This window comes from Streptomyces sp. NPDC043680, assembly GCF_056436685.1.
This window is the reverse complement of record NZ_JBWKCE010000011.1, coordinates 1-25,122: the sequence shown is the minus strand read 5'-3', so window position 1 is coordinate 25,122 and position 25,122 is coordinate 1. Positions and strand designations below refer to the sequence as shown.

Sequence of the window (25,122 nt, the reverse complement as noted above, 5' to 3'; positions counted from 1 at the left end):
TCTCGCATCAGTCGGTGCGAGTACGAGACGGAGTGGCAGCGGATGCAGCAAGGAGTGGGAGGCGGCGGCGCGGGCTGGGGACAGCCGGGGCACCATCCGGCGGCGCCCGCGCAGCCGCCGATACCCCCTGCACAGGCGTGGCCGGTCGCACCGCCGGTGCCGGACGCCGCCACCGGACACATCCCGCTGCCGCCCGCGGTGGCCGCCGGCACCGGCGGTGCCACGCTGGCCGTGCTGCTGATCGGCCCGGCGGGCGCCGGGAAGACGACGGTGGCCCGGCACTGGGCGAGCACCCGGCCGGTGCCGACCGCGCACGTCAGCCTGGACGACGTCCGGGAATGGGTGTGCTCGGGCTTCGCCGACCCGCAGGCGGGCTGGAACGACCACTCCGAGGCCCAGTACCGCCTGGCCCGCCGCACCTGCGGCTTCGCCGCCCGCAACTTCCTGGCGAACGGGATCTCCTGCATCCTCGACGACGCCGTCTTCCCGGACCGGCCGGTCGTCGGCCTCGGCGGCTGGAAACGGCACGTGGGCCCCGCCCTGCTGCCGGTCGTGCTGCTGCCGGGCCTGGAGATCGTCCTGGAGCGCAACGCCGCCCGATCCGGCAACCGGCGCCTCTCGGACGAGGAAGTCGCCCGGATCCACGGCCGGATGGCGGGCTGGTACGGCTCCGGCCTGCCGATCATCGACAATTCCGACCTCGACGTCGAGGCCACGTCCCGCGCCCTGGACGACGCCCTGGCCCGCGCCATCACGGCTCCCGCCTACTGATCCCGACAGGCCCGCCAGGCCCGGACGGACCTGCTCGCCAGGACGGATGCGGCACACGCTCGTACGCTCGAAAACATGTCAGACGTGTACGCGACCCGCCGAGGCCTGCTGCGCGACCGCTGCGCCGCCGCCGGAAACGCCGCCGCACTGATCACGCGTCCGGCAAACGTGCGCTACCTCAGCGGCGCCTCACCCAAGGGGGCGGTCCTGCTCGTCGGCCCCGACGGCGGCGACATGCTGTTCACCCTCGGCCCGCCCACCGGCGACATCGACGAGGGCCGGCTCGACGAGCACCTGAAGGTCAGCGTGCTCCCCACCCCGGGCGCCGACCCCGCCGTCGCCGCGGCGGACACGGCGGCCTCCGCACGCGCGGACGCACTCGCCGTCGAGGAGCACCACCTCACCGTCGCCCGGCACCGGGCCCTGGGCTCCGTGGCGCCCGGCCTGCGCCTCGCTGACCTCGGCACCGCCGTGGAGCAGCAGCGCCTGGTCAAGGACGAGGAGGAGATCGCCTGCCTGCGGATCGCCGCCGAGATCACCGACCAGGCCCTCGGGGAGCTGCTGGAGTCGATCCTCGTCGGCCGTACCGAACGCCACCTCGCGCTGGAGCTGGAGCGCCGCCTCGTGGACCACGGGGCGGACGGGCCGGCCTTCCCGACCTCCGTGGGCACCGGACCGCACTCCGGCCGCTCCCGGCACCGCCCCTCCGACCGCCGGGTCGAGGAAGGCGACTTCCTGTCCGTCTGCCTGGGCGCGAACTACCGCGGCTACCGCTGTGAGATCGGCCGGACCTTCGTGATCGGCACCAGCCCCGCCGACTGGCAGATCGAGCTCTACGACCTCGTCTTCGCGGCCCAGAGGGCCGGGCGAGAAGCACTGGTGCCCGGAGCCGCGTACCGCGACGTCGATCATGCCGCGCGCTCCGTCCTCGACTCCGCGGGCCACGGCGAGAACCTCGCGCCGTGGACCGGACACGGCGTCGGACTCGAAATCGACGAGGACCCGCAGCTTGCACCTACGGCAATGGGTAAACTGGACGCTTGCGTGCCGGTCACCGTCGAACCGGGGGTCCACCTCCCGGGCCGGGGCGGAGTCCGGATCGATGACACGCTCGTCGTACGCCCCGAGGCGGACGGCGGTCCCGAGCTACTCACCATTACGACCAAGGAGCTGCTCGCGCTCTAGCCCGCCGCGGCGGGCTGTGCGCGCACCCGTGGTCTTCCAGTGCAGGAGATTCCGCAACCGTGGCTTCCACGAACGACCTCAAGAACGGCATGGTGCTCAAGCTCGACGGTGACCAGCTCTGGTCCGTCGTCGAGTTCCAGCACGTCAAGCCCGGCAAGGGCCCGGCCTTCGTGCGCACCAAGCTCAAGCACGTGCTCTCCGGCAAGGTCGTCGACAAGACCTTCAACGCCGGCACGAAGGTCGAGACGGCCACCATCGACCGCCGCGACATGCAGTTCTCGTACATGGACGGCGACTACTTCGTCTTCATGGACATGCAGACCTACGACCAGCTGATGGTCGACCGCAAGGCCGTCGGCGACGCCGCCAACTTCCTGATCGAGGGCTTCACCGCCTCCGTCGCCCAGCACGAGGGCGAGGTGCTCTACGTCGAGCTCCCGGCCGCCGTCGAGCTCGTCATCGAGCACACCGACCCGGGCGTCCAGGGCGACCGCTCCACCGGCGGCACCAAGCCGGCCCGCCTGGAGACCGGCTACGAGATCCAGGTCCCGCTGTTCGTCACCACGGGCGAGAAGGTCAAGGTCGACACCCGTACCAGCGACTACCTCGGCCGGGTGAGCAGCTAACCGTGGCTGCCCGCAGCAACGCGCGCAAGCGCGCCTTCCAGATCCTGTTCGAGGCCGACCAGCGCGGGGTGCCCGTGCGCGAGGTCCTCGCGGACTGGATCCGCCACGCGAGGTCGGACGACCGGCAGCCTCCGGTCAGCGCCTTCACGATGGACCTCGTCGAGGGGTACGCCGACAAGGTGAACCGCATCGACGACCTGATCGTCACCTACGCCGTGGACTGGGAGCTCGACCGCATGCCGGTCGTGGACCGGAACATCGTGCGGCTCGGTGCGTACGAGCTGATCTGGGTGGACGACACCCCGGACGCCGTGGCCATCGACGAGGCCGTGCAGCTCGCCAAGGAGTTCTCGACGGACGAGTCGCCCTCGTTCGTGAACGGGCTGCTGGCCCGCTTCAAGGACCTCAAGCCGAGCCTGCGCCGGGGCGAGTAGCCCCCGGCGCTTCGGCCGCCTCGGCCCCGGCCGCCTCGGCCCTACGGAGGGCCCGCAGCGCACACGCGCGCTGCGGGCCCTCCGTCCTTCCCGGAACTCTCCCGGAACCTTCCCGGGGCCTTTCCGGAGTCCTTCCGGATCCTTGTCGAGCAAAAAACCGGCGGGTGCCGGGGCCTCTTCAGGCTCCCGGCACCCGCCGGTAACGTTTCTGCTGGTCGTGGGGCCGAGGACTAGATGTCCTCGTGGGCCACCGCACGGCGCGCGTCCGCGTCCAGCACTCCCCAGCTGATCAGCTGCTCGGTCAGCACCGAGGGGGACTGGTCGTAGATGACGGCGAGCGTGCGCAGGTCGTCCTGGCGGATCGACAGCACCTTGCCGTTGTAGTCGCCGCGCTGGCTCTGGATGGTCGCCGCGTAGCGCTGGAGCGGGCCGGCCTTCTCGGCGGGCACGCCCGCGAGGCGCTCCAGGTCGAGGCGCAGCTTCGGCGGCGGCTCGGCCGCCCCGCCGGGAGTGGTGCCCGGCAGCAGTTCCTGCACCGGCACCCCGTAGAAGTCCGCCAGCTCGGCCAGGCGCTGGACGGTCACGGCGCGGTCCCCGCGCTCGTAGGAACCGACCACCACGGCCTTCCACCGGCCCTGCGACTTCTCCTCGACACCGTGGAGGGAGAGGCCCTGCTGGGTGCGGATGGCGCGGAGCTTGGCCCCGAGCTGTTTGGCGTATTCGCTGGACATAACGCTCCCGGACGCTGTGACGCTGTGACGACATGGATGCTGTGACGACATGACCACGTGCGGCTCCGCCGCGCGGCTGGTAACTCACTGTGAGGTTACGCAGCGTTACTTGGATGCGTCAAGCCGAATGGTCTTCCCCGCCCTCCTTCGAGGGGCGCCCGCCGCGCCCCGTGCGAGTGCACGGCCCCGCCCCTGGTACCGTGGAGGCCGTACATCAGACGTCCTTTAAGAACCGTCCCGTGAGGCGGAGAAGGAGGTCCTTTCCATGGACGCTCAGCAGAGCGATGTGCGCCCCGTGCTGGAGGCGCAGGACATCGCGCGGGTCCTGACCCGCATCGCCCACGAGATCGTCGAACGCGCCAAGGGCGCCGACGACGTGGTGCTCCTCGGCATTCCCACCCGCGGTGTGTACCTCGCCCGCCGGCTGGCCGCCAAACTCGAAGAGATCACCGGCGCGAAGATCCCGGTCGGCTCTCTCGACATCACCATGTACCGCGACGACCTGCGGATGAAGCCCGCCCGGGCGATCGGCCGGACCGAGATCCCCGGCGACGACATCGACGGCCGCCTCGTCGTCCTCGTCGACGACGTGCTGTTCTCCGGGCGCACCATCCGGGCCGCCCTCGACGCGCTCGGCGACCTCGGCCGCCCCCGCGCCGTCCAGCTCGCCGTCCTCGTCGACCGCGGCCACCGCGAGCTGCCCATCCGCGCCGACTACGTCGGCAAGAACCTCCCCACGTCGCTGCGGGAGGCCGTCAAGGTCCAGCTCCAGGAGGAGGACGGCCGAGACGCCGTGCTGCTCGGCCAGCGGACCGCCCAGGCAGCCGCGCAGTAGCCCGTACGCCCGTACGAGTGAGGGTCCCCGTGCGGGCCCGCGCCCACGCCTGCCCTGCCCGACCCTGCCTGCCCTCCCTCCCGACTTACGGAGCCACCCAGATGAAGCGCCACCTCATCTCGGCCGCCGACCTCACCCGCGACGACGCCGTCCTCATCCTCGACACCGCCGAGGAGATGGCCCGCGTCGCGGACCGGCCGATCAAGAAGCTGCCCACCCTGCGCGGTCTGACGGTCGTCAACCTCTTCTTCGAGGACTCGACCCGCACCCGGATCTCCTTCGAGGCGGCCGCCAAGCGGCTCTCCGCCGACGTCATCAACTTCTCCGCCAAGGGCTCCTCGGTCTCCAAGGGCGAGTCCCTGAAGGACACCGCGCTGACCCTGGAGGCCATGGGCGCGGACGCCGTCGTCATCCGCCACCACGCCTCCGGCGCCCCCTACCGGCTCGCCACCTCCGGCTGGATCGACTCGGCCGTCGTCAACGCCGGCGACGGCACCCACGAGCACCCCACCCAGGCCCTGCTGGACGCCTTCACCATGCGCCGCCGCCTGGTCGGCCGCGACGCCGGTCTCGGCAAGGACCTGAACGGCCGCCGGATCACCATCGTCGGCGACGTCCTGCACAGCCGGGTCGCCCGCTCCAACGTCCACCTGCTGCACACGCTCGGCGCCGAGGTCACGCTCGTGGCCCCGCCCACCCTGGTCCCGATCGGCGTCGAGACCTGGCCCTGCGAGGTCTCGTACAACCTCGACGAGGTGCTGCCGAAGTCGGACGCGGTCATGATGCTGCGTGTGCAGCGCGAACGCATGAACGCCGCCTTCTTCCCGACCGAGCGCGAGTACTCCCGCCGGTACGGACTCGACGGCGACCGCATGGCCAAGATGCCCGAGCACGCCATCGTGATGCACCCCGGCCCGATGAACCGCGGCATGGAGATCACCGCCGAGGTCGCCGACTCCGAACGCTGCACGGCCGTCGAGCAGGTCGCCAACGGCGTCTCCACCCGGATGGCCGTCCTGTACCTGCTGCTCGGAGGCTCCGAGCCCGCCGTCACCACCACCCCCGCCGCGCGCACCGAGGAGAGCAAGTAACCATGAGCAAGATCCTTATCCGTGGCGCGAAGGTCCTCGGCGGCGAGGCGCAGGACGTCCTGATCGACGGCGAGACCATCGCGGAGGTGGGTCAGAACCTGTCCGCCGAGGGCGCGACCGTCATCGAGGCCGCCGGCCAGGTCCTCCTCCCGGGCCTCGTCGACCTGCACACCCACCTGCGCGAGCCCGGCCGCGAGGACTCCGAAACGGTCCTGACCGGCACCCGCGCCGCCGCCTCCGGCGGCTACACCGCCGTCTTCGCCATGGCGAACACCTTCCCCGTCGCCGACACCGCCGGCGTCGTCGAACAGGTCTGGCGCCTGGGCAAGGAGTCCGGCTACTGCGACGTGCAGCCCATCGGCGCCGTCACCGTCGGACTGGAGGGCAAGCAGCTCTCCGAGCTCGGCGCCATGCACGACTCCGCCGCCCGCGTCACCGTCTTCTCCGACGACGGCAAGTGCGTCGACGACGCCGTGATCATGCGCCGCGCCCTGGAGTACGTGAAGGCCTTCGGCGGCGTCGTCGCCCAGCACGCGCAGGAGCCCCGCCTCACCGAGGGCGCCCAGATGAACGAGGGCGTCGTCTCCGCCGAGCTCGGCCTGGGCGGCTGGCCCGCCGTCGCCGAGGAGTCGATCATCGCCCGCGACGTCCTCCTCGCCGAGCACGTCGGCTCCCGCGTGCACATCTGCCACCTGTCCACGGCGGGCTCCGTCGAGATCGTCCGCTGGGCCAAGTCCCGCGGCATCGACGTCACCGCCGAGGTCACCCCGCACCACCTGCTCCTCACCGACGAGCTCGTCCGCTCGTACAACGCGGTCTACAAGGTCAACCCGCCGCTGCGCACCGAGCGCGACGTCACGGCCCTGCGCGAGGCGCTTGCCGACGGCACGATCGACATCGTCGCCACCGACCACGCCCCGCACCCGCACGAGGACAAGGACTGCGAGTGGGCCGCCGCCGCCATGGGCATGGTCGGCCTGGAGACCGCCCTGTCCGTCGTCCAGCAGACGATGGTGGAGACCGGCCTGCTCGACTGGGCGGGCGTCGCCGAGCGGATGTCCTTCGCCCCGGCGCGCATCGGCAGCCTGGCGGGCCACGGCCGCCCCGTCTCGGCAGGTGAACCCGCGAACCTGACCTTGGTCGATACCTCGTACCGTGGTGTCGTGGACCCCGCACACTTCGCCTCCCGCAGCCGCAACACGCCTTACGAGGGCCGTGAGCTGCCGGGTCGCGTCACCCACACCTTCCTGCGGGGCCGCGCAACGGTCGTGGACGGGAAACTGGCGTGACACCTGCAGTGATCCAACTGGCCGCCGAGGCCGCCGAACGACAGTCGGCGGAGGTGACGGACTGGGGCGCCCGCATCGCGTGGGTGATCGGTCTCGTCGTCTTCATCGCGTTCGTGTACTGGCTGATGCGGCAGGGCTGGAAATGGCGCGGAACCCTGCAGAACGACCTGCCGGAGCTGCCCGCCGCCCCGGCCGGTCTGCCCGCCCACCGGCTGGCGCTCACCGGCCGGTACCACGGCTCCACCACCGCCGGACAGTGGCTCGACCGGATCGTCGCCCACGGTCTGGGCGTCCGCAGCCGGGTCGAGCTCACGCTCACCGACTCGGGCCTCGACGTGGTCCGTCCGGGGGCCACCGATTTCTTCGTACCGGCCGCGCAGCTGCGCGGCGCCCGCCTCGACAAGGGAATCGCGGGCAAGGTACTCACCGAGGGCGGTCTGCTCGTCGTCACCTGGGCGCACGGCGACAAGCTGATCGACTCCGGATTCCGCTCCGACCGCGCGGCCGAGCACGCCGCCTGGGTCGAGGGCATCAGCACGCTCGTCACACAGAACCAATCCATCACGACGGAAGGCGCCGAACGATGACGACCTCCACCAGGGGAGCCAAAACTCCCGCCGTACTCGTCCTGGAGGACGGCCGGATCTTCCGCGGCCGCGCCTACGGCGCTGTGGGGGAGACCTTCGGCGAGGCCGTGTTCTCCACCGGCATGACCGGCTACCAGGAGACCCTGACCGACCCGTCCTACCACCGGCAGGTCGTCGTGATGACCGCCCCCCACGTGGGCAACACGGGCGTGAACGACGAGGACCCCGAGTCCTCCCGCATCTGGGTGTCCGGGTACGTCGTACGCGACCCCGCGCGCGTCCCGTCCAACTGGCGCTCCCGGCGCTCGCTGGACGAGGAGCTCGTCGCGCAGGGCGTCGTCGGCATCAGCGGCATCGACACCCGCGCCCTGACCCGCCACCTGCGCGAGCGCGGCGCCATGCGCGTCGGCATCTTCTCGGGCGAGGCCGTCGACCAGGACGCGGTCCTGCTCGCCAAGGTCCAGGCGTCCCCGCAGATGAAGGGCGCGAACCTCTCCGCGGAGGTCGCCACCCAGGAGACGTACGTCGTCCCCGCCATCGGCGAGAAGCGCTTCACCGTGGCCGCCGTCGACCTCGGCATCAAGGGCATGACCCCGCACCGGATGGCCGAGCGCGGCATCGAGGTGCACGTGCTGCCCGCCACCGCCACCGTCGAGGACATCTACGCGGTCTCCCCGGACGGCGTCTTCTTCTCCAACGGCCCCGGCGACCCGGCCACGGCCGACCACGCGGTCTCCGTCATGCAGGGCGTCCTCGCGCGCAAGACGCCGCTCTTCGGCATTTGCTTCGGCAACCAGATCCTCGGCCGCGCCCTCGGCTTCGGCACCTACAAGCTGAAGTACGGCCACCGAGGCATCAACCAGCCCGTGCAGGACCGCACCACCGGCAAGGTCGAGATCACCGCGCACAACCACGGCTTCGCCGTCGACGCGCCCCTCGACCAGGTCTCCGAGACCCCCTACGGCCGCGCCGAGGTCTCCCACGTCTGCCTGAACGACAACGTCGTGGAAGGCCTCCAGCTGCTCGACCAGCCGGCCTTCTCCGTCCAGTACCACCCCGAAGCGGCCGCCGGCCCGCACGACGCCGCGTACCTCTTCGACCGCTTCACGTCTTTGATGAGCACCACCCAGATGGAGGCCGAGCGTGCCTAAGCGCACCGATATCCAGTCCGTCCTGGTCATCGGCTCCGGCCCGATCGTCATCGGCCAGGCCGCCGAGTTCGACTACTCCGGCACCCAGGCCTGCCGCATCCTCAAGGCCGAGGGCCTGCGGGTCATCCTGGTGAACTCCAACCCCGCGACGATCATGACCGACCCGGAGATCGCCGACGCCACGTACGTCGAGCCGATCACCCCCGAGTTCGTCGAGAAGATCATCGCCAAGGAGCGCCCCGACGCGCTCCTGCCCACCCTCGGCGGCCAGACCGCGCTCAACACCGCCATCTCCATGCACGAGCAGGGTGTGCTGGAGAAGTACGGCGTCGAGCTCATCGGCGCCAACGTCGAGGCCATCAACAAGGGCGAGGACCGCGACCTCTTCAAGGGCGTCGTCGAGGCCGTCAAGGGCAAGATCGGCTACGGCGAGTCCGCCCGCTCGGTCATCTGCCACTCGATGGACGACGTCCTCAAGGGCGTCGACACCCTCGGCGGCTACCCCGTCGTCGTGCGCCCCTCCTTCACCATGGGCGGCGCCGGTTCCGGCTTCGCCCACGACGAGGACGAGCTGCGCCGCATCGCCGGCCAGGGCCTCACGCTGTCCCCGACCACCGAGGTGCTCCTGGAGGAGTCCATCCTCGGCTGGAAGGAGTACGAGCTGGAGCTGATGCGCGACACCAAGGACAACGTGGTCGTCGTCTGCTCCATCGAGAACTTCGACCCGATGGGCGTCCACACCGGCGACTCGATCACCGTCGCCCCCGCGATGACGCTGACCGACCGCGAGTACCAGCGCCTGCGCGACATCGGCATCGCGATCATCCGCGAGGTCGGCGTCGACACCGGCGGCTGCAACATCCAGTTCGCGATCAACCCCGACGACGGCCGCGTCATCGTCATCGAGATGAACCCGCGCGTCTCGCGCTCCTCGGCGCTCGCCTCGAAGGCCACCGGCTTCCCGATCGCCAAGATCGCCGCCAAGCTGGCCATCGGCTACACGCTCGACGAGGTCCCCAACGACATCACCGAGAAGACGCCGGCCTCCTTCGAGCCGACCCTCGACTACGTCGTCGTCAAGGCCCCCCGCTTCGCTTTCGAGAAGTTCCCGGCCGCCGACGCCACCCTCACCACCACCATGAAGTCGGTGGGCGAGGCCATGGCCATCGGCCGCAACTTCACCGAGGCGCTGCAGAAGGCCCTGCGTTCCCTGGAGAAGAAGGGCTCGCAGTTCACCTTCGTCGGCGAGCCCGGCGACAAGGACGAGCTGCTGCGCACCGCGGTCCGTCCGACCGACGGCCGCATCAACACCGTCATGCAGGCCATCCGGGCCGGCGCCACCCAGGAAGAGGTCTTCGAGTCCACGAAGATCGACCCCTGGTTCGTCGACCAGCTCTTCCTGATCAAGGAGATCGCGGACGAGCTGGCCGCCGCCGAGAAGCTCCACCCCGAGCTGCTCGCCGAGGCCAAGCGCCACGGCTTCTCCGACTCCCAGATCGCCGAGATCCGCGGCCTGCGCGAGGACGTCGTCCGCGAGGTCCGCCACGCGCTGGGCGTCCGCCCGGTCTACAAGACGGTCGACACCTGCGCCGCCGAGTTCGCCGCCAAGACGCCGTACTTCTACTCGTCCTACGACGAGGAGTCCGAGGTCGCGCCCCGCGAGAAGCCCGCGGTGATCATCCTGGGCTCCGGCCCGAACCGCATCGGCCAGGGCATCGAGTTCGACTACTCCTGCGTCCACGCCTCCTTCGCGCTCAGCGACGCGGGCTACGAGACCGTGATGGTCAACTGCAACCCGGAGACCGTCTCCACCGACTACGACACCTCCGACCGCCTGTACTTCGAGCCGCTGACCCTCGAAGACGTACTGGAGATCGTCCACGCCGAGTCCCTCGCCGGGCCCATCGCCGGCGTCGTCGTCCAGCTCGGCGGCCAGACCCCCCTCGGCCTCGCCCAGGCGCTCAAGGACAACGGCGTGCCGGTCGTCGGCACCTCCCCGGAGGCCATCCACGCCGCCGAGGACCGCGGCGCCTTCGGCCAGGTCCTCGCCGAGGCCGGCCTGCCCGCCCCCAAACACGGCACCGCCACCACCTTCGCGGGTGCGAAGGCGATCGCGGACGAGATCGGCTACCCGGTCCTGGTGCGCCCGTCGTACGTGCTCGGCGGCCGCGGCATGGAGATCGTCTACGACGAGGCCCGCCTCCAGGCGTACATCGCCGAGTCCACCGAGATCTCCCCGACCCGCCCCGTGCTGGTCGACCGCTTCCTCGACGACGCGATCGAGATCGACGTCGACGCCCTCTACGACGGCACCGAGCTCTACCTCGGCGGCGTCATGGAGCACATCGAGGAGGCCGGCATCCACTCCGGCGACTCGGCCTGCGCCCTGCCCCCGATCACCCTCGGCGGCTTCGACATCAAGCGCCTGCGCGTCTCCACCGAGGCCATCGCCAAGGGCGTCGGCGTACGCGGCCTGATCAACATCCAGTTCGCGATGGCGGGTGACATCCTCTACGTCCTGGAGGCCAACCCGCGCGCCTCCCGCACGGTCCCCTTCACCTCGAAGGCGACCGCGGTCCCGCTCGCCAAGGCCGCCGCCCGCATCTCGCTTGGCGCCACCATCGCCGAGCTGCGCGCCGAGGGCATGCTCCCGAAGACCGGCGACGGCGGAACCCTGCCGCTCGACGCGCCGATCTCCGTCAAGGAGGCCGTCATGCCGTGGTCGCGCTTCCGCGACATCCACGGCCGCGGCGTGGACACCGTCCTCGGCCCGGAGATGCGCTCCACCGGCGAGGTCATGGGCATCGACTCGGTCTTCGGCACGGCGTACGCCAAGTCGCAGGCGGGCGCCTACGGCCCGCTGCCCACCAAGGGCCGCGCCTTCATCTCGGTCGCCAACCGCGACAAGCGCTCGATGATCTTCCCGGCGCGCGAGCTCGTCGCGCACGGCTTCGAGCTGCTCGCCACCTCCGGCACCGCCGAGGTCCTGCGCCGCAACGGCATCAACGCCACCATCGTGCGCAAGCTCAGCGAGGGCGAGGGCCCCGGCGGCGAGAAGACGATCGTCCAGCTGATCCACGACGGCCAGGTCGACCTGATCGTCAACACCCCCTACGGCACCGGCGGCCGCCTCGACGGCTACGAGATCCGCACCGCCGCCGTGGCCCGTGGCGTCCCGTGCCTGACCACGGTCCAGGCGCTCGCCGCGGCCGTCCAGGGCATCGAGGCGCTCGGCCACGGCGACGTGGGCGTCCGCTCGCTCCAGGAGCACGCGGAGCACCTGACCGCGGCCCGCGACTAGCAGCCAGACCAGGAGAGGGGGACACCGGTTTCACGACGGGTGTCCCCCTCCTCATGAGCGCACGAGGAACCGACTGAGATGTACAAGCTCTTCTTCCACCTGGTCTTCAAGCGGATGGACCCGGAGCAGGCCCACTACCTGGCCTTCCGCTGGATCCGCCTCGCGGCCCGCACTCCCGTGCTGCGCACCTTCGTCGCGGCCGTCCTCGCCCCCCGCCACAAGGAGCTGCGCACGCAGGCCCTCGGCCTGCGCATGCACGGCCCCTTCGGCCTCGCCGCGGGCTTCGACAAGAACGCCGTCGCGATCGACGGCATGTCGATGCTCGGCTTCGACCACGTCGAGATCGGCACCGTCACGGCGCAGGCCCAGCCCGGCAACCCCAAGAAGCGCCTCTTCCGGCTGGTGGCGGACCGCGCGCTGATCAACCGCATGGGCTTCAACAACGAGGGCTCGGCGGCCGTGGCGGCGCGCCTGGAGGCCCGCAGGCCGGTCTTCAACACCGTCGTCGGCGTCAACATCGGCAAGACCAAGGTCGTACCCGAGGAGGAGGCGGTGGGGGACTACGTCGCCTCCACCGAGCGCTTGGCCCGCCACGCCGACTACCTCGTCGTGAACGTCTCCTCCCCGAACACCCCGGGCCTGCGCAACCTCCAGGCGACGGAGTCGCTGCGCCCCCTGCTCACGGCCGTCCGCGAGGCGGCCGACCGCACGGTGACCGACCGCCGCGTCCCGCTGCTGGTCAAGATCGCCCCCGACCTCGCCGACGAGGACGTGGACGCGGTGGCCGACCTGGCGCTGGAGCTCGGCCTGGACGGCATCATCGCCACCAACACCACCATCGCCCGCGAGGGCCTCGGCCTGAAGTCCGCCCCGTCGCTGGTCAAGGAGACGGGCGGGCTCTCCGGCGCCCCGGTCAAGGAGCGCTCCCTGGAGGTCCTGCGCCGCCTGTACGCACGCGTGGGCGACCGGCTGGTCCTGGTGGGCGTCGGCGGCATCGAGAACGCCGAGGACGCCTGGCAGCGGATCCTGGCCGGCGCCACGCTGATCCAGGGCTACAGCGCCTTCATCTACGAGGGCCCGTTCTACGCCCGCTCGATCCACAAGGGCCTGGCCGCGCGCCTGGCCGCCAGCCCGTACGCGACCCTCGCCGAAGCGGTGGGCGCCGAGACCCGAAAGGCCGCCCTGTGACGACCGAGACCCTGGGAACCCCCTTCGGCACCCGCCTGCGCGAGGTGATGGACTCCCGCGGCCCCCTGTGCGTCGGCATCGACCCGCACGCCGCCCTGCTGTCCTCCTGGGGCCTGGGCGACGACATCGCGGGCCTGGAGCGCTTCTCCCGGACCGTGGTGGAGGCCCTGGCCGACCAGGTGGCGGTCTTCAAGCCGCAGGCGGCCTTCTTCGAGCGCTTCGGCTCGCGCGGCATCGCCGTGCTGGAGCAGACCGTGGCGGACGCGCGCGCGGCCGGCACCCTGGTCCTGATGGACGCCAAGCGCGGGGACATCGGCTCGACGATGGCCGCGTACGCCGAGACCTTCCTGCGCAAGGACTCGCCGCTGTTCTCCGACGCGCTGACGGTCTCGCCGTACCTGGGCTACGGCTCCCTGCGCCCGGCCTTCGACCTCGCCCGTGCATCGGGCGCCGGCCTGTTCGTGCTCGCCCTCACCTCGAACCCGGAGGGCGCCGAGGTCCAGCGCGCGGTCCGCGAGGACGGCAGGACCATCGGCGCCACGATGCTGGCCCACCTCGCCGCCGAGAACGCCGGCGCCGCACCGCTCGGCTCCTTCGGCGCGGTCGTCGGCGCCACCCTGGGCGACCTCTCCTCCTTCGACCTGGACATCAACGGCCCGCTGCTGGCCCCCGGCATCGGCGCCCAGGGCGCCACGGCGGCGGATCTGCCGGCCGTCTTCGGCGCCGCCGTGCGCAACGTCCTGCCGAACGTGTCCCGCGGTGTCCTGAAGCACGGCCCGGACGCGGCGGCGCTCCGCGCGTCGGCGGCCCGGTTCGCGGACGAAATCCGCCAGGCGGTCTCCCGCTGACGTCCTTCACCGGACAAAACCGGGGTAGTTTGTCCGTGATGTACGTTTCAGTGGAGGCTGACCAGGACTTTTCGTCCGTTCTCGCTGACTGGAGCGGCCATGGCCGCTAGTCTCCGAGCAGAGTGAACGAGCAGCGAACGAGTTCCACCGCTGTTCGGGCATTCGCCTGGTGTGGCGCCCTAGGGTTCCCCACCGGTCCGTATCCGACAGTTCGACATCCGAGGTGACGTAGGCGTGGCTCTTCCGCCCCTTACCCCTGAACAGCGCGCAGCCGCGCTCGAAAAGGCCGCCGCGGCTCGCCGGGAGCGGGCCGAGGTGAAGAATCGACTCAAGCACTCCGGCGCCTCCCTCCAAGAGGTCATCAAGACGGGCCAGGAGAACGACGTCATCGGCAAGATGAAGGTCTCCGCCCTGCTGGAGTCCCTGCCTGGCGTGGGCAAGGTGCGCGCCAAGCAGATCATGGAGCGCCTCGGCATCTCCGAGTCCCGGCGTGTCCGAGGTCTCGGCTCCAACCAGATCGCCTCTCTGGAACGTGAGTTCGGCACCCCAGCCGGCTGACGCTTCGCCTGAAGTTCTCCCGGCGTTCTCAGGCAGTCCCTGGAACCTGGATAATCGCTCTATGGCAGCAGAGGTTCGTCCGCGGCTGACCGTGCTCTCCGGCCCCTCGGGTGTCGGCAAGAGCACGGTCGTCGCGCATATGCGCAAGGTCCACCCCGAGGTCTGGCTCTCGGTGTCGGCCACCACCCGCAAGCCGCGGCCCGGTGAGCGACACGGAGTCCAGTACTTCTTCGTCAGCGACGACGAGTTCGACAAGCTGATCGCCAACGGCGAGCTGCTGGAGTGGGCCGAGTTCGCGGGCAACCGCTACGGCACACCGCGCGGCGCGGTGGCCGAGCGCCTGGAGAACGGCGAGCCCGTCCTCCTGGAGATCGACCTCCAGGGCGCGCGGCTCGTCCGTGAGTCCATGCCCGAGGCGCAGCTGGTCTTTCTCGCGCCGCCCAGCTGGGAGGAGCTGGTCCGCCGGCTCACCGGCCGGGGCACCGAATCGGCCGAGGTCATCGAGCGCCGCCTGGAAACCGCCAAGGTCGAGCTCGCGGCCGAGTCCGAGTTCGACACCACCCTGGTCAACACCTCCGTCGAGGACGTGGCGCGTGAGCTGCTAGCCTTGATGGAAGTTGTCTGATCGTTGACCGTCGTTCCCTCGGTCAATGCCTGATCTTTCACCCATCTTCGGAAGGTAGAGCGTGTCCTCTTCCATCACTGCGCCCGAGGGCATCATCAACCCGCCGATCGACGAGCTGCTTGAGGCCACGGACTCGAAGTACAGCCTCGTGATCTACGCGGCCAAGCGCGCGCGTCAGATCAACGCGTACTACTCGCAGCTCGGTGAGGGCCTGCTTGAGTACGTCGGCCCGCTGGTGGACACCCACGTCCACGAGAAGCCGCTTTCGATCGCGCTGCGCGAGATCAACGCGGGTCTGCTGACCTCCGAGGCCATCGAGGCCCCGGCCCAGTAAGGCACCGAGATTCCTTTCACCACAGGCCCGGCAGAACATCTGCCGGGCCTGTGGTGTGTCATAGACACGTACGACGACAGCCGAAGGGGCGTGTGTGGTGGGTAAGCCGAAGGTCGTGCTCGGAGTCAGCGGCGGGATCGCCGCCTACAAGGCGTGCGAGCTGCTGCGCCGGCTGACCGAGTCCGGGCACGAGGTACGGGTGGTGCCCACGGCGGCGGCCCTGCACTTCGTGGGCGAGGCGACCTGGGCCGCCCTGTCCGGGAACCCGGCCGGGACCGAGGTGTGGGAGAGCGTCGACGAGGTGCCCCACGTGCGGATCGGGCAGGGCGCCGACCTCGTCGTCGTCGCCCCGGCCACCGCCGACATGCTGGCCAAGGCCGCCCACGGGCTGGCCGACGACCTCCTCACCAACACGCTCCTCACCGCCCGCTGCCCGGTGGTCTTCGCGCCCGCCATGCACACCGAGATGTGGGAGCACCCCGCCACCCAGGAGAACGTGGCCACGCTGCGCCGGCGCGGCGCCGTCGTCATCGAGCCCGCCGTCGGCCGGCTCACCGGCAAGGACACCGGCAAGGGCCGCCTCCCGGACCCCGAGGAGATCTACGAGGTGTGCCGCAACGTTTTGAGAAGGCACAGCCTGGCCCGCGGCACGGCCGAGCCCGATCTCGCCGGACGGCACGTGGTGATCAGCGCCGGCGGCACCCGGGAGCCGCTGGACCCGGTCCGCTTCCTCGGCAACCGCTCCTCCGGCAAGCAGGGCTACGCGCTCGCCCGTACCGCCGTCGCACGCGGGGCCCGGGTCACCCTCGTCGCGGCCAACACCGCGCTGGCCGACCCGGCCGGGACGGACGTCGTACGGGTCGGGACGGCCGTCCAGCTGCGCGAGGCCGTGCTCAAGGCCGCCGCCGACGCCGACGCCGTGGTGATGGCGGCCGCCGTCGCCGACTTCCGGCCGGCCCAGTACGCCGACGGCAAGATCAAGAAGAAGGACGGGCAGGAGCCCGCTCCGCTGACCCTCGTCCGCAACCCCGACGTCCTCGCGGAGATCTCGGCCGACCGAGCCCGGGACGGGCAGGTGGTCGTCGGGTTCGCCGCGGAAACGGACGACGTCCTCGCCAACGGACGGGCCAAGCTCGCCCGCAAGCGGTGTGATCTTCTCGTCGTCAACGAGGTCGGCACCTCCAAGACCTTTGGTTCCGAGGAGAACGAAGCGGTGATTCTGTCCTCTGACGGATCCGAGACGCCCGTTCCCTATGGTCCGAAGGAAGCGCTGGCCGACGTCATTTGGGACCAGGTCGCCGCCCGGCTCGCCCCGCGACGCGCCTGAGTCGCGACCCTTCTCGGAACGAATTCCATACGCCAGAATGGAGTGTCGCAGGTCACGCGCCTCCCATAGGGCGAGACGGGTGGTCCGGCGCCCGGTGGCGACCGATAAACTGCATTCGGAACGTGATCGGGCGCAGCCCCCGGTGTGGTTCCGCCAAATGATCAGCCAGCAGCCGCTGCAACCCCAGGGAGCGATGTGTCCCGCCGCCTGTTCACCTCGGAGTCCGTGACCGAGGGCCACCCCGACAAGATCGCTGACCAGATCAGCGACACGATCCTCGACGCGCTCCTCACCGAGGACCCGACCTCGCGTGTGGCCGTGGAGACCCTCATCACCACCGGTCTCGTGCACATCGCGGGCGAGGTGACGACGAAGGCCTACGCCCCGATCGCGCAGCTCGTGCGCGACAAGATCCTTGAGATCGGCTACGACTCCTCGAAGAAGGGCTTCGACGGCGCCTCCTGCGGCGTGTCGGTGTCCATCGGTGCGCAGTCCCCGGACATCGCGCAGGGCGTCGACACCGCGTACGAGAAGCGGGTCGAGGGCGACGAGGACGAGCTCGACAAGCAGGGCGCCGGTGACCAGGGCCTGATGTTCGGCTACGCCTGCGACGAGACGCCCGAGCTCATGCCGCTCCCGATCCACCTCGCGCACCGGCTCTCCCGCCGCCTGTCCGAGGTCCGCAAGAACGGGACCATCCCGTACCTGCGCCCCGACGGCAAGACGCAGGTCACCATCGAGTACGACGGCGACAAGGCCGTCCGCCTCGACACGGTCGTCGTCTCCACCCAGCACGCGTCCGACATCGACCTGGACTCGCTGCTCGCCCCCGACATCCGCGAGTTCGTCGTCGAGCACGTGCTCGGTCAGCTCGTCGAGGACGGCATCAAGCTGGACACCGACGGCTACCGGCTGCTGGTCAACCCGACCGGCCGCTTCGAGATCGGCGGCCCGATGGGCGACGCCGGCCTGACCGGCCGAAAGATCATCATCGACACGTACGGAGGCATGGCCCGCCACGGCGGCGGCGCCTTCTCCGGCAAGGACCCGTCCAAGGTCGACCGCTCCGCCGCCTACGCGATGCGCTGGGTCGCCAAGAACGTGGTCGCCGCCGGCCTCGCCTCGCGCTGCGAGGTCCAGGTCGCGTACGCCATCGGCAAGGCCGAGCCCGTCGGCCTGTTCGTCGAGACCTTCGGCACCGCCAAGGTGGAGGTCCAGAAGATCGAGGACGCGATCGGCGAGGTCTTCGACCTCCGTCCGGCCGCGATCATCCGCGACCTCGACCTGCTGCGCCCGATCTACGCCCAGACCGCCGCCTACGGCCACTTCGGCCGCGAGCTGCCGGACTTCACCTGGGAGCGCACCGACCGCGTCGACGCCCTGCGCGCCGCCGCCGGCCTGTAACAGCCGCTCGTGCGAACGGCCCCGGACCCTCTGGTCCGGGGCCGTTCGGCGTTGTCGGTGCCATCGGGTAAGAATGCGGTGTGAGCAGCGCGAACGAGTCCGGGCAGCGGGGCGGGGACGGGGGTCCCGGCGGCCCGCCGGAGCAGCTCGCGCTCATCCGGGAGATGGTCGCCGAGGCCAAGGCCAAGGCCCCCAAGGCCAAGCCGCGCACCTGGCGCGGCGCGGCCCTCGCCAAGGAACTGCCGGTCGCGCGGGTCCTCGTCAACAAGGGGGTGCTCCACCTCGACCAGCTCTGGGACTACGCCGTCCCCGAGGAGCTGTCCGAGGCCGCCCAGCCGGGGGTCCGCGTCCGCGTCCGCTTCGGCGCCGGCTCCCACCAGGTGCACGGCGGCCGCCGTGAGGGCGGCGGGCTCATCGACGGTTTCATCGTCGAGCGCCGCGCCGAGTCCGACTACAACGGTGCCCTGGCGGCCCTCGCCCACGTCGTCTCGCCCGAGGCGGTCCTCACCCCGCAGCTGCTGGCCCTCGCCCGCGCCGTCGCCGACCGGTACGCGGGAAGCCTGGCCGACGTGCTCCAGCTCGCCCTGCCCCCGCGCAACGCCCGCGCCGAGGCCAAGCCCTCGCCGGAGCCGCTGCCCCCGCCCGCCGCCCCCGACCCCGGCGGCTGGACGCGGTACGGGGCCGGCCCCGCCTACCTGCGGGCCCTGGCCACCGGCGGTGCGCCGCGCGCCGTCTGGACCGCGCTGCCCGGCCCCGGCTGGGCCGACGAGCTGGCCCGCACCCTGGCCGCCACCCTCGCCTCCGGCCGCGGAGCCCTTGCCGTCCTGCCCGATGGGCGGGCCGCCGCCCGCGTGGACAGGGCCCTCACCGCCCTGCTCGGCGAGGGGCGGCACGCGCTGCTGACCGCCGAATCCGGCCCCGAGAAGCGCTACCGCCAATGGCTCGCCGTCCACCGCGGCTCGGTGCGGGCCGTGATCGGCACCCGGGCCGCCATGTTCGCCCCCGTGCGCGACCTCGGGCTCGTCGCCGTCTGGGACGACGGGGACTCCAGCCACAGCGACGACAACGCCCCCTTCCCGCACGTCCGGGAGGTGCTGGAACTGCGCGCCGTCAGCGAGGGCTGCGCCTTCCTGGCCGGGAGCACGAGCTGCACCGTGGAGGCCGCACAGCTGGTCGAGTCCGGCTGGGCGCGACCGCTGGCCGCCGACCGCGAGACGGTACGGGCCGCCGCCCCCCGGATCCGGACCGTCGGCGACGAACTGCTGGCCCGCGACGAGGCGGCCCGCGCCGCCCGGCTGCCGACCCTGGCCTGGGAGACCGTACGGGAGGGGCTGAAGACCGGGCCCGTGCTCGTCCAGGTCCCCCGGCGCGGCTACGTACCCCGCCTGGCCTGCGAGCGCTGCCGCACCCCGGCCCGCTGCACCGTCTGCGCCGGGCCACTGGAAGCCCCCGACGAGCGGGACCTGCAGTGCGGATGGTGCGGGCGGCCGGAACCCTCCTGGCACTGCGAGGAATGCGGTTCCTTCCGGCTGCGGGCCCAGGTGGTGGGGGCGCGGCGGACCGCCGAGGAGCTGGGCCGGGCCTTCCCCGCCGTACCCGTGCGCACCTCCGGGCGCGACCACGTCCTCGACGAGGTGCCGGACCGCCCCGCCCTGGTGGTGAGCACGCCGGGCGCCGAGCCCGTCGCCGCGGGCGCCGGGTACGCGGCCGCGCTGCTGCTCGACGGCTGGGCCATGCTCAGCCGGCCCGACCTGCGCGCCGGGGAGGACGCGCTGCGGCGCTGGCTGGCGGCTGCCTCGCTGGTGCGGGCCGACGGGCAGGTCGTGGTGGTCGCGGAGCCGACGCTGCGGCCCGTACAGGCGCTCGTCCGGTGGGACCCCGTGGGCCACGCGGTCCGCGAACTCGCCGAGCGGTCCCAGCTCGGCTTCCCCCCGGTGTCGCGGATGGCGGCGGTCGCCGGGCGCGGGGAGGCGGTGGAGGCCTTCCTCGCCGGCGCCGCACTGCCGCCGGACGCGGAGGTCCTGGGACCCGTACCGCTGCCGGGGCGGCGCGGGGAGCCCTCGCCGGGGGAGCGGGCGCTGGTGCGGGTACCGCCGGGAAGCGGAGCCGCGCTGGCCACCGCCCTCAAGACCGCCCAGGCGGCCCGGCTGGCGCGGGGCGTCCCGGCGGCGGAGGCGGTCCGGATCCGGATCGACCCGCCCGACATCGGCTGAGGGAGCTCGGGTGCGCCCGGCGGGTCCCGCGGTCCGCCGGGGCGGATCGGTCCCGCGGACGGCGAACGCCCCCGGCGGGAGCGGCCGATGGGGTCGCTTCCGCCGGGGGCGGCGTTCGTACGGGCGGCCCGGCCGGCCGTCGGGGGTCGGCGTCCCGGCGGCGGGCGGGCGACGGGTCAGCCGCCCCGCGGTCCGGGGAACGCCGCGGAGCGCGCCGCGGCCGGGGCCTGGGACTCCTCGCGCACCGGCTGCGGCGGAACCGACCGGGCCGCCGGGACCGTGGGGAGCGGCCCCAGCGTCCGGGTGGCGCTGCCCTCGGCCAGCGGCTCCGCCGGCTCTGCGGCCTGGGCCCGCCGGGCACCGTAGCGCCGGTGCACGGCCTGCTTCGTGACGCCGAGCGCCGAGCCCACCGCGTCCCAAGAGAAACCGAGCGAGCGGTCGAAGTCCACCGCGGCGGTGACCAGCGTCTCGACGCTGTCCCGCAGCTCCTGCGCGAGGCGGACGGTGGGCGCGGGGGCCCGGCCGTAGACGACGAAGCCCGTGGAAGGCCCGGAGCGGCGCGGGCGGTACACATTGCCGAGCTGGGCGGTGAGCGTACGCAGAGCATCCACCTGCCGGCGAACCCGCTCGATGTCCCGCACCAGGAGATGCAGGCTGGCCCGTGCTTGGGCGTCGTGGGTGGCGTGGTCGGCCATGAAGAAGCCTCTCGAACCGGTGCTGAAGAGCGGATCGGGCCGCAGACACCGTTCTCATCGCGGCCCGGTTTCGGTCAATCTCTCTTGACCAACGCGCCATACGGCAATGAAGTCACGCACCCAGGGCGTGTCGGCATATGCGAGAGGCGCATGGGTCTGCGTACGCCCCCTGATGAGGCACGTGGGGCGGCTGGGGCGGCCGGCCGTACGGGCCGCGCACCCCGTCGGCGCCCGCCCGCACGGGCCGCCCCATAGACTGGTGTGCTGCTGACATGCTGCTGACAGCCCAATAGCGAGGTAGGACCCCCGTGAAGCTCGTCTTCGCAGGCACCCCCGAGGTCGCCGTGCCCGCCCTGGACGCCCTGATCGCCTCCGGGCGCCACGAGGTCGCCGCCGTCGTCACCCGGCCCGACGCCCCGGCCGGCCGGGGCCGCCGACTCGTCGCCAGCCCGGTCGCCCAGCGCGCCGAGGAGGCCGGCATCGAGGTGCTCAAGCCGGCCAAGCCGCGGGACCCCGAGTTCCAAGACCGGCTGCGCGCGATCGACCCCGACTGCTGCCCGGTCGTCGCGTACGGCGCGCTGCTTCCCAAGAGCGCCCTGGAGATCCCCCGGCGCGGATGGGTCAACCTGCACTTCTCCCTGCTGCCTGCCTGGCGCGGGGCCGCGCCCGTACAGCACGCCATCATGGCGGGGGACGAGGTCACCGGCGCCTCCACCTTCCTCATCGAAGAAGGCCTCGACTCGGGTCCCGTCTACGGGCACCTGACCGAGGAGATCCGCCCCACCGACACCAGCGGCGACCTGCTGACCCGCCTCGCCTTCGCCGGCGCCGGCCTGCTGGCCGCCACCATGGACGGCATCGAGGACGGCTCCCTGCGCGCCGTGGAGCAGCCCGGCGACGGGATCTCGCTGGCGCCCAAGATCACCGTCGAAGACGCCCGGATCGACTGGAAGGCCCCGGCCCTGCGCGCCGACCGCGTGGTCCGCGGCTGCACGCCCGCGCCGGGAGCCTGGACCGTCTTCCGCGGAGAGCGCCTCAAGCTGATCTCCGTCGGCCTGGTGCCCGACCGCACGGACCTGGAGCCGGGCGTGCTGGCCCCCGCGAAGAACAACGTCTACGTCGGCACCGGCTCGCACGCCGTGGAGCTGCTCTGGGTCCAGCCGCAGGGCAAGAAGCCGATGGCCGGCGCCGACTGGGCGCGCGGGGTGCGGATCGCTCCGGGCGAGCGGCTGGGCGGGGCGGACGTAGGCTGAGCTGGTGGGCGGTGCCTTTCCGCGGACGCCGCCGCCAGAACCTGCAGTACCCCGTAGTCACTCGTAAAACCGGAGCACCTTTCACGTGAGCGAACAGCCCCGTCGCCGACCCGCCGCAGGCGGCAAGCACCAGCCCAAGCCGTACCGCCGCCCCAAGAAGGACCCCGTCCGCATGCTGGCCTTCGAGGCGCTGCGGGCGGTGGACGAGCGCGACGCGTACGCGAACCTCGTGCTGCCGCCCCTGCTGCGCAAGGCACGCCAGGACGAGACCTTCCAGACGAGGGACGCGGCGCTGGCCACCGAGCTGGTGTACGGGACACTGCGCCGGCAGGGCACGTACGACGCGGTCATTGCGGCCTGCATCGACCGGCCGCTGCGCGAGGTCGACCCGCCGGTCCTGGACGTGCTCTCGCTCGGCGCGCACCAGCTGCTGGGCACCCGGATCCCGAGCCATGCCGCCGTGTCGGCGAGCGTGGAGCTGGCCCGCGTGGTGCTCGGCGACGGGCGCGCGAAGTTCGTGAACGCCGTCCTGCGGAAGATCGCCGCGCACGATCTGGACGGCTGGCTGGAGCGGGTGGCCCCGCCCTACGAGGAGGATGCCGAGGAGCACCTCGCGGTGTACCACTCGCACCCGAGGTGGGTCGTCAGCGCGCTGTGGGACGCCCTGGGCGGCGGCCGCGCCGGCATCGAGGACCTGCTGGAGGCCGACAACGAGCGGCCCGAGGTCACGCTCGTCGCGCGGCCGGGGCGCTCCACGCCGCAGGAGCTGCTGGAGGCCGTCGGCGAGGACTCGGCGCTGCCCGGGCGCTGGTCCCCGTACGCCGTACGGATGGCCGAAGGCGGCGAGCCGGGCGCCCTGGAGGCGGTGCGCGAGGGGCGCGCCGGCGTCCAGGACGAGGGCAGCCAGCTGGTGGCGATGGCCCTGGCGGCGGTGCCGGTGGAGGGCCGCGACGAGCGCTGGCTGGACGGCTGCGCGGGCCCGGGCGGCAAGGCGGCCCTGCTGGGGGCCCTGGCCGCGGAGCGCGGGGCGTTCCTGCTGGCCTCCGAGAAGCAGCCGCACCGCGCGAGGCTCGTGGAGCGGGCCCTCGCCGGCAACCCCGGCCCCTACCAGGTCATCGCGGCGGACGGCACCCGCCCGCCGTGGCGGCCCGGCTCCTTCGACCGGGTGCTGATGGACGTCCCCTGCTCGGGCCTGGGCGCGCTGCGCCGCCGCCCCGAGGCACGCTGGCGCCGCCGCCCGGAGGACCTGGAGGGCTTCGCCCCGTTGCAGCGGGCGCTGCTGCGGGAGGCGCTGTCGGCGGTCCGGGTCGGCGGTGTGGTGGGCTACGCGACGTGCTCGCCGCACCTGGCGGAGACCCGGGTCGTGGTGGACGACGTCCTGAAGGGCCGCGGAGCGGGCAACCACCCGGTGGCGGCCGAACTCCTCGACGCGCGCCCGTACATGGAGGGTGTCCCGGCCCTGGGCGAAGGCCCGGACGTCCAGCTGTGGCCCCACCTCCACGGCACGGACGCGATGTACTTGGCGCTGCTGCGGCGGGTGGCGTAGGGGGCGGGGCCCGTAGGGGTTCCACCCTGTACGACCTCGCCCCGCAGCGGGGTACCCATGCGCCCTGAGTACGGGCCCCAAGACCGTCGGCCCCTGCATCGCCAGGGACGACCACGGCCCGGACGACCGACTGCAGGTCACCCCTCTTCTACAAGCTGACCGGGGTCCCCGGGACCGAGGCCAAGAACCTCGTGCTGCAGGCGCGGGACGCCTGGCTGAAGCAGGGCTACAAGTACAACTCGTCGGACGAGAAGGACATGTCCGGCCCCTTCCCGTGGGTCAGCATGCGCACGGAGCCCGACGACTTCTGGATGGAAGGCATCACCGGTTCTGGATGGAAGGCATCACCGGGATCCTGGACCGCACCAAGGGCGAGGGCATCGCCACCCTCAAGGTGAGGTCGCCGTGCTTCCTCCCGCCGGGCAAGCCCGCGGCGGCGACCGGAGCCGACCCCGCCGTGCTCAAGCCCCCGCAGGCCGACGATCCCGCCACGCGCCGGGCCCTCGACCACTTCAGCCGGATCTACGACGCCCTGCGGGTCGGATCGGCGCCCACGCAGCCGGGGAAGGCTTCAGCACGGTCCAGGACGCGTCCGGGGCCTCGGACCACCACACGTGGTCGACCGAGCCGCTGCCCGAGGACGAGAGGGTACGGGCCCTGGCGCGTGCGCAGGAGTACTTCCGGAGCGCGGGATGGAACGTACGCCACGTGCCGACGCTTGAGGGCACCCCGGCCGTCGTCGCCGGCCACCCCGAAGAGCGCACGGTCGCACAGGTCGCGGTCTCGACCACCGGGGCGGTACGCGTCGCGGTGACGATGCCCCTCAACGGTCCGGCGCCCGCAGACGCATGATCGCGAGGCGGGGGGATTCCCGCGTGCGGGGGCGGTAGGCGGGGCGGGGGCTTCGGGGGCGGGAGCCCCCATGCGGCATCGGAAGGCGGGGCGGGGGCTTCGGGGGCGGGAGCCCGCGTGCGGCGTCGGAGGGCGGGGCGGGGGCGTCGGGGCTCGGGATGCCCCGCGCCCGGCATCAGAGAGCGTCCGGGGGCGTCCCGTCAGTCCACTGTCCTTCCGTGTCGGTCCGGGCCGTCAAGGGCGCTCCTCCTCGTTCCTCGTCGTCGCGTCGCTTCGCG

The 25,122-nt window shown here is 72.1% G+C and carries 23 protein-coding genes; 21 read left to right on the top strand and 2 right to left on the bottom strand.

Annotated elements, in window-relative coordinates; translation table 11 throughout:
- Positions 1 to 42 precede the first annotated feature (42 nt).
- From AC0666_RS22060 to nusB, 4 genes are all read left to right on the top strand, one after another.
- Positions 43 to 771, top strand: coding sequence for an AAA family ATPase (locus AC0666_RS22060; protein WP_468970853.1), 729 nt, complete (start codon positions 43 to 45; stop codon positions 769 to 771).
- 75 nt (positions 772 to 846) lie between these two features.
- Positions 847 to 1,956, top strand: coding sequence for a M24 family metallopeptidase (locus AC0666_RS22055; RefSeq protein ID WP_478708158.1), 1,110 nt, complete (start codon positions 847 to 849; stop codon positions 1,954 to 1,956).
- Between the two features lie 59 nt (positions 1,957 to 2,015).
- Positions 2,016 to 2,582, top strand: coding sequence for an elongation factor P (efp, locus tag AC0666_RS22050; RefSeq protein ID WP_356848407.1), 567 nt, complete (start codon positions 2,016 to 2,018; stop codon positions 2,580 to 2,582).
- Between the two features lie 2 nt (positions 2,583 to 2,584).
- Entirely contained in the window at positions 2,585 to 3,016 is a 432-nt protein-coding gene (gene nusB / locus AC0666_RS22045) for a transcription antitermination factor NusB (protein WP_356848408.1), read from the top strand.
- A gap of 230 nt (positions 3,017 to 3,246) precedes the next feature.
- On the opposite strand, the gene bldD is transcribed toward nusB, so the two are convergent.
- Positions 3,247 to 3,747, bottom strand: a complete 501-nt coding sequence (gene bldD / locus AC0666_RS22040) for a transcriptional regulator BldD (RefSeq protein WP_007263032.1) — start codon at positions 3,745 to 3,747, stop codon at positions 3,247 to 3,249.
- A gap of 265 nt (positions 3,748 to 4,012) precedes the next feature.
- Here bldD and pyrR point away from each other — a divergent pair, with 265 nt between their 5' ends.
- The 14 genes from pyrR (at position 4,013) to AC0666_RS21970 (ending at position 20,498) form a co-directional block, all read left to right on the top strand.
- Entirely contained in the window at positions 4,013 to 4,582 is a 570-nt protein-coding gene (gene pyrR, locus AC0666_RS22035; protein ID WP_356848410.1) for a bifunctional pyr operon transcriptional regulator/uracil phosphoribosyltransferase PyrR, read from the top strand.
- A gap of 101 nt (positions 4,583 to 4,683) precedes the next feature.
- Positions 4,684 to 5,673 (top strand): aspartate carbamoyltransferase catalytic subunit, encoded by a 990-nt coding sequence (locus tag AC0666_RS22030; RefSeq protein WP_478708157.1) that lies wholly within the window; start codon positions 4,684 to 4,686, stop codon positions 5,671 to 5,673.
- A gap of 2 nt (positions 5,674 to 5,675) precedes the next feature.
- Positions 5,676 to 6,962 (top strand): dihydroorotase, encoded by a 1,287-nt coding sequence (locus AC0666_RS22025; RefSeq protein ID WP_361725215.1) that lies wholly within the window; start codon positions 5,676 to 5,678, stop codon positions 6,960 to 6,962.
- Positions 6,959 to 7,549 carry a PH-like domain-containing protein gene (locus tag AC0666_RS22020; protein WP_478708156.1) on the top strand — a complete coding sequence of 197 codons (591 nt, stop codon included), beginning with the start codon at positions 6,959 to 6,961 and terminating at the stop codon, positions 7,547 to 7,549. The genes AC0666_RS22025 and AC0666_RS22020 overlap by 4 nt, the downstream gene beginning before the upstream one ends.
- Positions 7,546 to 8,700, top strand: a complete 1,155-nt coding sequence (gene carA / locus AC0666_RS22015; RefSeq protein WP_361725221.1) for a glutamine-hydrolyzing carbamoyl-phosphate synthase small subunit — start codon at positions 7,546 to 7,548, stop codon at positions 8,698 to 8,700. The genes AC0666_RS22020 and carA overlap by 4 nt, the downstream gene beginning before the upstream one ends.
- Positions 8,693 to 12,001 (top strand): carbamoyl-phosphate synthase large subunit, encoded by a 3,309-nt coding sequence (gene carB / locus AC0666_RS22010; protein WP_468583668.1) that lies wholly within the window; start codon positions 8,693 to 8,695, stop codon positions 11,999 to 12,001. Before carA ends, carB begins: the two co-directional genes overlap by 8 nt.
- 78 nt (positions 12,002 to 12,079) lie before the next feature.
- Positions 12,080 to 13,189, top strand: coding sequence for a quinone-dependent dihydroorotate dehydrogenase (locus tag AC0666_RS22005; RefSeq protein WP_478708155.1), 1,110 nt, complete (start codon positions 12,080 to 12,082; stop codon positions 13,187 to 13,189).
- Positions 13,190 to 13,200: 11 nt separating this feature from the next.
- Positions 13,201 to 14,037: an orotidine-5'-phosphate decarboxylase gene (pyrF, locus tag AC0666_RS22000; protein WP_478708194.1), complete on the top strand. Its 837-nt coding sequence runs from the start codon at positions 13,201 to 13,203 to the stop codon at positions 14,035 to 14,037.
- A 234-nt stretch (positions 14,038 to 14,271) separates the two neighbouring features.
- Positions 14,272 to 14,595, top strand: coding sequence for an integration host factor (locus tag AC0666_RS21995; RefSeq protein WP_008740406.1), 324 nt, complete (start codon positions 14,272 to 14,274; stop codon positions 14,593 to 14,595).
- Between the two features lie 61 nt (positions 14,596 to 14,656).
- On the top strand, positions 14,657 to 15,220 hold the full coding sequence (gmk, locus tag AC0666_RS21990; RefSeq protein ID WP_361725231.1) for a guanylate kinase: 564 nt from the start codon (positions 14,657 to 14,659) through the stop codon (positions 15,218 to 15,220).
- Between the two features lie 61 nt (positions 15,221 to 15,281).
- Positions 15,282 to 15,554: a DNA-directed RNA polymerase subunit omega gene (rpoZ, locus tag AC0666_RS21985; RefSeq protein WP_004948662.1), complete on the top strand. Its 273-nt coding sequence runs from the start codon at positions 15,282 to 15,284 to the stop codon at positions 15,552 to 15,554.
- Positions 15,555 to 15,651: 97 nt separating this feature from the next.
- Entirely contained in the window at positions 15,652 to 16,881 is a 1,230-nt protein-coding gene (coaBC, locus tag AC0666_RS21980; RefSeq protein WP_478708154.1) for a bifunctional phosphopantothenoylcysteine decarboxylase/phosphopantothenate--cysteine ligase CoaBC, read from the top strand.
- 195 nt (positions 16,882 to 17,076) lie between these two features.
- Complete coding sequence (gene metK / locus AC0666_RS21975; RefSeq protein ID WP_468583664.1) at positions 17,077 to 18,285, top strand: methionine adenosyltransferase; 1,209 nt, start codon at positions 17,077 to 17,079, stop codon at positions 18,283 to 18,285.
- Between the two features lie 80 nt (positions 18,286 to 18,365).
- A complete protein-coding gene (locus AC0666_RS21970; RefSeq protein ID WP_478708153.1) occupies positions 18,366 to 20,498 on the top strand; it encodes a primosomal protein N' in 2,133 nt (710 codons plus the stop codon).
- Positions 20,499 to 20,674: 176 nt separating this feature from the next.
- Here AC0666_RS21970 and AC0666_RS21965 read toward each other — a convergent pair whose 3' ends face one another.
- Complete coding sequence (locus AC0666_RS21965) at positions 20,675 to 21,193, bottom strand: hypothetical protein (RefSeq protein ID WP_468970880.1); 519 nt, start codon at positions 21,191 to 21,193, stop codon at positions 20,675 to 20,677.
- Between the two features lie 308 nt (positions 21,194 to 21,501).
- Here AC0666_RS21965 and fmt point away from each other — a divergent pair, with 308 nt between their 5' ends.
- The 3 genes from fmt to AC0666_RS21950 all read left to right on the top strand — a co-directional run bounded on the left by fmt (position 21,502) and on the right by AC0666_RS21950 (position 24,844).
- Positions 21,502 to 22,446, top strand: coding sequence for a methionyl-tRNA formyltransferase (gene fmt, locus AC0666_RS21960; RefSeq protein ID WP_361725243.1), 945 nt, complete (start codon positions 21,502 to 21,504; stop codon positions 22,444 to 22,446).
- 85 nt (positions 22,447 to 22,531) lie between these two features.
- Positions 22,532 to 23,992 (top strand): RsmB/NOP family class I SAM-dependent RNA methyltransferase, encoded by a 1,461-nt coding sequence (locus AC0666_RS21955; protein WP_478708152.1) that lies wholly within the window; start codon positions 22,532 to 22,534, stop codon positions 23,990 to 23,992.
- Between the two features lie 708 nt (positions 23,993 to 24,700).
- A complete protein-coding gene (locus AC0666_RS21950) occupies positions 24,701 to 24,844 on the top strand; it encodes a hypothetical protein (RefSeq protein ID WP_468970886.1) in 144 nt (47 codons plus the stop codon).
- The last annotated feature ends 278 nt before the right edge of the window (positions 24,845 to 25,122 follow it).